Raw genomic sequence first — 9552 nt, 5'->3', positions numbered from 1 at the left:
CGAAAGGTAAATTAAAACTACTCTTAGTATAACAAACGTCTTCCCTGCATTTTTATTTTTACACATTTATATAGTTTCATTCGTTTACTATTTACCCACCCCTTGATGCTAGAATATATAGGACAACACGACTTCAAAAATCAACACTACGTCAATAAAAATGAGATGTTGCTCAATGTCTTTCATCTCTTTGTTTTTCGCCAAGGTCGTTTTGTCCATCTCCGAAAAAGCCCCCCCTTCATGAGTACTTACTCAAGGTTATTTCGTTTTTCTCCAGATCTTTTTTCTTCCGATCTAACTATGTTGAATAATAGAGTATAATAAATAATCTGTATCTAACTGTTCACTTTTACAATAATGATCGATGGTTCTGTGTTCATTATTGTTGAAGTATTTCATGTACCCAAAGTCATAAAAAAGTCATATGACGGACTTCCCATAAGAATAGAATAAAATTCATATTTGGCAAAAAAAACAGTTCTTTGTCTGTATAAATCATACAGGCAAAGGAACCGTTTTTTACTTTATCTCATCTTAAAGCTCTTCTGTTGTCTTAATAGCATTCATACCGGATATGAATTCCAATTGGGCTATGGATAATCTATACCCACGTTTGGCATTAGCTAAGTTGCTTTCCATACGTTGTTGCATCAATAAGGCTTCATTCAATTGGAAGCTTGTAATCATACCCAGTTCAAAACGTATCTTAGCAACTCGGTAGCTTTCATTCACCGTTGCTACATTTTTTTCTAATGCTTGAATAGCTTCAAGGTTACCTTGAACGCTCATATAAGCTTGAATCAAACTTTTTTCCTGTGATAATTGAGCCAGTTGGTTCTGATATTTGGCTTTGAAATAATCTTGCTCAGCATATCGATAGGTCCATACATTGGATGGGTAATAGCCTTTTGCCAGCTCAAACGTAGATTCTGCAATACTAAAGCTTAAGTTAGACCCTAAAATCATCGGGTGATTCTCAAGCATATAGGCTTTCATATCTTCTAGAGCTACAAGCTCGACCGCTTCTGTTGCCATGGTATCTTCAATCACCCATGTTTTTTCTAGTGCTTCATTCATGAGTAAATTCAGATCCATGAGGCTCTGATTATAAGCAATTTGTGCTTGAGTCAACTCAGACGCCTTACTAGCAACTTCTGATTCTGTATTGGTAACTTCTAGATCTGAAGCTTGTCCTAAAGTTCGCTTTGTTTTGACCATCGCTAGACTCTCATCTGCCTGAAGTTTATATTTTTCTGCCAGTTCCAAACTTTCCTTTGCAAAAACCAATTGTGCAAAGGCACCTTTAATACCAAGTTCTACTTCCGTTATTTTTGCATTGTAGGTTTCTTTTGCTAAGGTCGGCAGGATTTCTCTATTAACTTTAGCAATCTTAATCGCTAGATCTGCACTGTACATGCCTGTAGTGGCGTCTTCTTTGGCCAATGTTCTTTGTTGACTGGCCGTCATTATAGAAGTCTTCATCTCAGCCTCAGCAATTTTTAGCTCAAAACTATTTTCTAATGCCCGTTGTAAAGCATCCTCAATATCTAGGACTATTGGCTCAACGGCTATGGTTTGAGGTATCTCTTCCAATGGTGCTGTTAATTCTTCAGCTCTAACGCTTGACATCATAAACATACTTAAAGTTAGCATACTAGCTATGGTAAGGGCTACTCTTTTCTTAATAATTTTACTATTCATCTATCTCTCCTATAGGACCTAATTGATATCCACTCTATAATTGACCGGGTTCCATTGTACATCGTGACCTAAATTCTCTGATATCCATCTTAAAGGTATCATGGTTCTACCACCAATAATCTCTGAAGGTACATTTAGCGGATACGCCACACCATCCACGTAACCCACTTTTTCACCTATCGTTAGTTCGATTGTTTTGTCGCCTGTTGATATTACTTTTCTTTCTGATTCATTCCATGTTACATCTTGACCCAAAGCCTCAAGTATAAATCTTACTGAAACCAAAGTATTGTCTTCTCGAATCACCGGTTGAATATCAAAAGGTACTTGAAGACTTTTAACAAAAACAGTTACTATTTTTGGTTGCACCACCGGTGGCTGTACCATCTGTGCCTCTGTTTTAATCTGCGTAAGACCCACATTGGTGCCAAGCCAGATATTACCTTTTGTATCTATTTCGACCTCATAAATGTAGTTGTTAGGTAGAGGTGAATCCGATGACTTGTAGTTAGTTAACTTTCCTGCGGGATCAATCTTGAGTAATCCATCACCCCAAGTTGCTGCATATATATTGCCCGCACTGTCTTCTGTAACAGATCTAACATCGTACTCCCATACGGAATTGTTGCTGTAGATGACCCACTCGTTGTTATAGAACTTAGCCAACCCATTAATGGTACCAATCCACACAGCACCATTTTTTGCCACGTAGACTTCACGCACTCTATTGGAAGGTAACTTAGAATTATTTGAATTATAGAGGGTCCATTTACCCTCGGCACTCAGATAAGCGATACCACCCATCTCATTATAGGTTAGCTCGGTTCCAATCCAGACGCCACCTTTTTGATCAAAAGCAAAGCTGGATACATTACTACTTGGTATGGATGAATTGGCACTGCTATAATGGGTCATAACACCATCCGCGCTTTTATAGTAAGCGCCATAACCTGTAACGCCATGCCATAGGCCACCTTTAGCATCCGTTGCAAGAGCGGTAACCGTCTCTCCAAAAATCTTGTTATCATTCATGAAATAGTTATTCCAAGTATTGTCTTTCATACGAGAAGTGACACCAATGTTGGTTGCAAAATAAGCGTTCCCTAAAACATCCAAAGTCACATCATTTAAGAAATTGTTCTTTAGACCGGAACTCATTTCCATATACGTTTGCCACGTGCCTGTAGAATCAATATAAATGGCCCCGCTACCTGAAGTTGCCACCCATATACCACCAAGTGTGTCTGCTTCTATGCCAATCACCTTGTCAGCGACCAACGCACTGTTGTTTTTTGTGTATTGAACATATTGTTGATTCGTTATCCCATGTATAGTAGAAGTACTGAGTATCAGCATTGCTATGAGTACTAACGAAAAACTTTTTTTCATGTTTGCCACATCCTTTATTTAGTCTTAGGTCAAGTGTACGTTTTAAGGGAAAACATGTCAATAGTTCTTATGGTATTTTAATCAAAACGACATATATTTTTATAGTTTTTTAATTTTTTGTTTTAGGCTATATTAGATGGAAAATGGTTTTATCTTAATCGAGAAATAAGACAAAATATCTTGATATTATGGCCTTTGTCCATGACAGTTAGATTGACATGTTTCATGTCAAAAGTACTATCCTATCATAATTATTCGTGGTAGAATATAACTATTGGAGGTGGCCAATATGCAGTTTTATGAAAAACTAGATTTCTTAATGAACATAACGAAAACAACCAATAGTTCCCTTGCAATGTATACTTCATTAGATGCTTCACATATCAGCCGATTACGTAGAGGTGAGAGACGTCTAGTAAAAGAGGCAGATTACTTAAAAAAAATGGCCCACTACTTTATAAGCCATTGTATAGAAGATTATCAAATCAAGTCACTCTCACAAATTCTAAAAATGCAATCAGAGCACTTTCAAGATTCTAAAAATACAACCGAGGTTATTTATCAATGGTTAATGGGGCATGAAGAAACCGGACATGCTTCAATATCTGGTTTTTTGAATGGCATTTCTGATTTTCGATTTCAAAAAAATACACCCGTTTCGGATGATTTCACTGATTCTGATCCAAAAACCCCCAAAAAAGATGTTGCGCTATATTATGGTATCGAAGGTAAGCGAGAAGCTGTTTTATCTTTTCTATCTCTCATTATAAAATCCAATCAACCAACTACCTTATTATTATATAGCGATGAGTCTATGGATTGGTTGACAGGCGATGCTTGCTTTGCAGCGAAATGGCGGGATCTATTGGCCCGTGTGATCTTACAAGGCAATCGAATCAAGGTTATTCATACCGTCAGTCGTAATCTTGATGAGATGCTTGAAGCCCTCTCAAAGTGGATGCCTCTCTATATGACCGGCGCCATTGAACCCTATTACTATCCTAAGAAAAGAGACGGTGTTTTTAAGAGAACACTATTTATTGCCCCAAAGATTACTGCTGTAACCAGCTCATCTCTTGATATAATGGAACATCAAGCCCTTAATATTCTATTCAAAGATAAAAAAGCTTTAGCTGCTCTGACAAGTGAGTTTGAGAGTTACTTGTTCATGTGTCGGCCACTTATGCAGATTTTTACATATCATCAAAAGCAGCAATACCTTGATCTTTTAAAAGAGTTCGAAAAAGATGCAACCCCTACACTGCTTAAATCAAACAGTCTAAATTGGTCCACAATGCCAAGTGCTGTAGCAGAGTCGATTATCAATCGGTCTGATAGGGATGATAAAGAGAAATTAATCCAGTACTTTTATGAGCGAAAAGAAGACTTTGAAAAAGCACTTGAGCACTGCTCATTCCACGCCCTTCTGCAGCTGCCAAGTCTTATAGAAATCAAAGAAGGGGGTGTGAATGTTGCCTTCACTGGAATCGCTGAAACCTCAAACATCTGCTATACACCTAATGAATATAAAGCGCATCTTAAAAATACGGTTCTGTATCTAAAGAAATATGATAACTACAACCTAAAAGTTACCTCCAAAAAAAGACATAATCATTTTATTCTCTATGTTAAAGAGGACCTTGGTGCTATTGTGATTAAACAAAATGCGCCACATGCCATTTTTGCTATCAATGAAATCAATATGACCGCTGCATTTTGGGACTACTTAAAAGATGAGATTAATCTGTCAGAAAAAGATAAAACCACAACACTTAAAGACTTAGAACATCTCTATAATAAACTATAGGAAGCGTTCTTTAATCACACTTATTATCGTAAGCATTATAAAAGCATAAAAAAGGAAGGCCCTTTCTCTCCCCCAAGGGTCTTCCTTTTTTATGCTCTAGGAAAGTCATACTCTAGTATTCAGCTTTAAACATAGCTGAATGCGTCAAGATCCTTTCCCGTCGAACCATTCAGAAATATGAGCAGAACTCATAACGAGGCAACGCCTCTTTTCTTGTGTATGGTATTTTCTATATCTAATCTCTCCACCCATAAACGTAAGTCACTAAATGAAGTCCTACGCTTATTAATCTCTCTATATTATACAAAAATAGACAATATAAATCTTCATCTTATTCACTTTGTCATTGTCAAATCATTTGACATAAAGTATGTCAAGACCATGCTTAGTCATTGATAAAAATCAACGTAAGGTCAACAATCTCTGAATCATCCATACCTTCGCCTACAGCGATGGCTTTGATCGTAATTGTACCGTCTGGATTCACAGGTGCATTGATGCTAAAAGCGCCAGTATATTCTGTGTCCTGTTCTATCGGATCATTAGCATTTGTAGTAAAATAAATGCTTGTTCCCGGTGTGGTCGTTGTTATGGAAATGTTTACATTCGTACCTTGTTCAATGGCATCCGGATTAACAGCATCTGATGTTATCAGTGGTGCTGCCACTTGATTAGGTAAAAAATTAATGACTTTTGTCACTGTACTGGATGTGTTCATATCAGAATGGACGGTCACTGCTTTTACAGTTATGGTCTCACCAAGGAGCAAATCTGTTGATAACTCAAAGGGTGCTGTATAGATCGGATCACTGGTGGTGGGATTGCTTCCATCTAAAGTATAATAAATATATCCGCCACTTGTACCGGTGGTCAAAGTCACCCTCACTATCTCATGGTTCATTACTTGACTTGTATCTGACGGATTGATGCTAATCACCGGTCTTGAAGCCGTTGGCAAAACTGTTTTGAAATAAGACGTGGTCCTTGGTATCACATTACCACTCTCATCCATAATATAATTTGCTAGGACAATGATATAATAGGTCTCATTTAGATTAAGTGAACCTGTTGGATATATGCGTATGCTCTCGTCACCTGATCGCATCTCGGCTCTAAAGACTTTTTTGGGTCCGGTCACACTCCCTGCTCTTAATTCAATAAAAGTGGGTATCTGACCATCTTCAATGTCTCTATCTCCTATCATAAGAATAGATCTATCAAAATCTATGACTATTGATGTATTGACTGAAACACCTGTCGCGCCTTCTCTTGGTGAGAAGTCCGGTTCAGGGGGCACAAGATCTAGACCCGATGTTCTGAACCTTGCCGTCATCCTGTCATTCTCATTGCCATAGATATCCATAACCGATTCATCTCTTAGAACAATATAATAGTAAGTGTCTGTCTCTAGATAATCTATGGGTGTCAGTGTTAAAGTACGTTGATCCGAACTTATGGTAGCTTCGTAGTCTATACGCGTACCCGTGGTTCTTGTGCGTCTGATATCAATGATATTTCTAATATCCGAACTGGTGACCGGCTCTCCATAATCACGGTAAATAGGTTCATCAAAAACCACAACAATCTGACTGCTAACAGCAATATCACGGGCACCGTCTCCAGGATAAAAAGTCGGCTCAGGGCCTTGTTCATCTTCTGCAAGTGCAGGCGGTCTCCTAAGACTGGTACCACGTGTCACTTGACTTGGAAGAGTCTCATAAGTTATATCATTGGCATAAGCTCTCAAAGTGGTCAGAGTACCGGCGCCTTTAAAATGAGTAGGGGCATATACAGCAGAAATCTCCACTCTTGTTCCATAAGATAGACGAAGGGTTGAATCCTTCCCTTCAGATGCCACCATCAAATACTGTATACTACCGCTGCCCAAAGTCATCATGGCTTCTTCTTCAATTTTGACATTTGGAAAATTACCAAGAAGGGTTACCCTTTGTTCATCAAGCGCACGACCTTTTAATCGAACTTGTTTGACATCATTACCTAAGACATCCCTCTGTTCCAATATACCACCATTTTTAATGAGGAGATCTTCAACACCGGTTCCACCTCTAAGTACAACCCTTACATCTCCTGTATCTTTGGCCATAGTCAGTTTCATGATTCTGGAGTTGTTAATATCAATGGTGTTTTCTCCCCCACCTTCAACGATCAGTTCGCCTAGAACAACGATATTGTCTAACTTAACATGACCGCTTCCTACATTTTCCTCAATAATTAAGTTGTTGGGATAAATCTGACGGCTTCTTGATAGGTTATCTGAGTTTATATAGGTTGTGTTTCGTACTATCTGCTCTCCTTTTAATACCCGAACCAGAATCACACAGGCTTCTGCTCGGGTCAGTGCCCCACCGGGTCTGTACATCCCATTTGCATCGCCTGTAATATAGCCCTTAGATGCGACCAAATCCACATGGTCTCTGGCCCAGCTTGCTACTTGATTATAATCTACATAGACTTTTTGACCTACAGATAAGGTTTCTCTTGGCAAGATTTTTGCGATCATGGTGGCCGCTTCCTGACGACTGATACGATGATTTGGCTTGAAGCTACCATCCGTATACCCGGAGATGTAGCCAGCTGCGACGGCTTTTTGAACCTCATAATAGTACCAATGATAATAGCTAACATCCCACATATTAATTGATGTTGTATGAGTAACTCCAAGAGCTTGATTCATCATCTTAGAAAACTCTGCACGGGTTACAAAGCTATTAGGTCTGAAGGTATTGTCTGAATAACCGGATACGATCCCAAGGGCTACCCCTTCATAAATAGCAGACTCTGCCCAGTGGCCCTTTACATCTGTAAAATATGTGGCTCCGCTACTTGTATGACCTGTTCCTATTATTGTAATTAAAGCTAGTATCAACCATAATACTTTTTTATAATTCCTATTCATAGAATTCCCATCCTTAGTCAATCGTTTTTATTACCTTTTCTTATACTCACTTTACCATAAAAAGATAAAGGCAACAAGAAAAAGGCCTGTTTAAAACATTATGGTTAACGTTTTAAATAGGCCTTAAAATATTTGATTAATAAGACTAATTTTTTAAAAGCTGACTGTTTTTGTACTCATTTCAGAATCTAACATACCAGACTTTCTAGCAGTTGCCTTAATTGTCACCGAAGTACCATACTCAAGAACAGTAACATCAAAACTATTTCCACTAAGTTCTATTTCAGGTCCATCATTTATAGTTACATAAATTTTTGCTGAGCTCGTTTCAGATACAATAGTTACACTAGCTGATTCATTATCAGACGCTTTAACAATTTCTATAGTAGGCGTTTTTACTGTATTATTGATAAAATTAATATCCTTTGTGGAGACCTCCGACATACCCATACCAATTTTTGTGGCATATGCATATATGGTTATCACATCTCCATCTGGGTCAATATCTTTAATAGTAATGGATCTATCATATTCTTTATAGTCATCTTCATTTTCAATCGCATAAAAAATCTTTGATCCATCGGTAGCTGATTCTATAGTCACCACAACCGGTTTATCGCTAGGAATAGCGGACACATTAGATGGGTCAGTGGTAATGGTTGGTGTTGCCACTCTATTGGTTACAAAGGTGATGGCCTTCGTAGCAACTGCCGAGTTGGTCATACCCACCTTTGTATAAATGGCCTTAACTGTAATTGTCTGACCGTCAACAAGATTTCCTACATTGTCAACATAAAAAGGTTCAGTATATAATAGTGCTGGTGTTACTGTTGGTGTTGATCCATTCGTTGTATAATAGATATTGCCACCCGATGTTGTCGAAGATAAGGTCACGGTTACAGTACCATTATTAGCAATCGGTGTCGTTGTTGCCGGGTTTGTCGTAATGGTTGGTGTCGCAGCAATAGGCAATCCGGTCTTGAAAGTAGATGTGGTCTTTGGTACTGCATTGTCACTGGCGTCCTCAATCCTGTTTGCCAGAATAATAACATAATAGTTTCTATCCACAGTCATATTCGCATCCGGCGTGATTTCTATTACACGCTTCGCAGAGTTAATGGTTGCCGAATAGCCCCTTTTCGTTCCTGTTGCAGTACTTTCTCTTAGCTCAATAAATGATGTTATATTAGAATTCGTCACAGCACTGTTGTTCACCAAACGGATGGCTTCATCAAATGTGATGGTAATCTTAGATGAAACGGAAATATTGGTTGCATTATTCGCCGGTGTAAAAGTTGGCTTCGGAGGTACCAGGTCTTGATTGCCTGTTCTGAATCTTGAAGTGGCCTTCACATTTTTATTACCAACGATGTCTTCTATGGATTTATCCAATAAGTTAATGTAATAGTATGTAGTCATATCCAAGAACTCATCTGGCGTTATGGTCAACGTCTTACGGTCCGAGCTGATTGTACCTGTGAAATTAATCTTACTACCTGTGGTCTTATCTTTTCTAATCTCTATAATATCTTTTATATCCGTTGCATTCACTCGTGCGCCTCTATTCAGATAGATGGCTTCATCGAAAGTTATTACTATTTTTGTATTGGTTGCTACATTTGTTGCATCTGATTTTGGTGTAAAGGTAGGTACAGGTCCTTCTTTATCTTCTCCAAGTACCGGTGGTCTCGATAATGAAGTTCCATTCGTAATCTTACTTGGCTTGGTTTCATAAGTG

5 protein-coding genes are annotated in these 9552 nt (G+C 38.3%); 1 reads left to right on the top strand and 4 read right to left on the bottom strand.

Annotated features, from left to right (window positions below; all coding sequences use genetic code 11):
- Positions 1-534: 534 nt before the first annotated feature.
- Both AC6F8J_RS02780 and AC6F8J_RS02775 read right to left on the bottom strand, forming a co-directional pair.
- Entirely contained in the window at positions 535-1701 is a 1167-nt protein-coding gene (locus AC6F8J_RS02780) for a TolC family protein (RefSeq protein ID WP_500720808.1), read from the bottom strand.
- Between the two features lie 18 nt (positions 1702-1719).
- Positions 1720-3090, bottom strand: coding sequence for a stalk domain-containing protein (locus AC6F8J_RS02775; RefSeq protein WP_500720806.1), 1371 nt, complete (start codon positions 3088-3090; stop codon positions 1720-1722).
- Between the two features lie 289 nt (positions 3091-3379).
- On the opposite strand from AC6F8J_RS02775, the gene AC6F8J_RS02770 reads away from it, so the two are divergent.
- On the top strand, positions 3380-4897 hold the full coding sequence (locus AC6F8J_RS02770; protein ID WP_500720804.1) for a hypothetical protein: 1518 nt from the start codon (positions 3380-3382) through the stop codon (positions 4895-4897).
- 385 nt (positions 4898-5282) lie between these two features.
- Here the strand turns inward: AC6F8J_RS02770 and AC6F8J_RS02765 are convergent, their stop codons facing one another.
- Together AC6F8J_RS02765 and AC6F8J_RS02760 are read right to left on the bottom strand one after the other, a co-directional pair.
- Positions 5283-7814, bottom strand: a complete 2532-nt coding sequence (locus AC6F8J_RS02765) for an S-layer homology domain-containing protein (protein WP_500720802.1) — start codon at positions 7812-7814, stop codon at positions 5283-5285.
- 153 nt (positions 7815-7967) lie between these two features.
- A partial coding sequence (locus AC6F8J_RS02760; protein WP_500720800.1) for an Ig-like domain-containing protein occupies positions 7968-9552 on the bottom strand: 1585 nt, incomplete at its 5' end.

This window comes from Petrocella sp. (genome assembly GCF_059865615.1).
Note: the sequence above shows the minus strand (reverse complement) of the source record. Positions and strands in the feature narration are given on the sequence as shown.

Coding starts and splice junctions, on each gene's coding strand:
- AC6F8J_RS02780 (WP_500720808.1), bottom strand. CDS start 1,701: ATGAATAGTAAAATTATTAAGAAAAGAGTAGCCCTTACCATAGCTAGT.
- AC6F8J_RS02765 (WP_500720802.1), bottom strand. CDS start 7,814: ATGAATAGGAATTATAAAAAAGTATTATGGTTGATACTAGCTTTAATT.
- AC6F8J_RS02770 (WP_500720804.1), top strand. CDS start 3,380: ATGCAGTTTTATGAAAAACTAGATTTCTTAATGAACATAACGAAAACA.
- AC6F8J_RS02775 (WP_500720806.1), bottom strand. CDS start 3,090: ATGAAAAAAAGTTTTTCGTTAGTACTCATAGCAATGCTGATACTCAGT.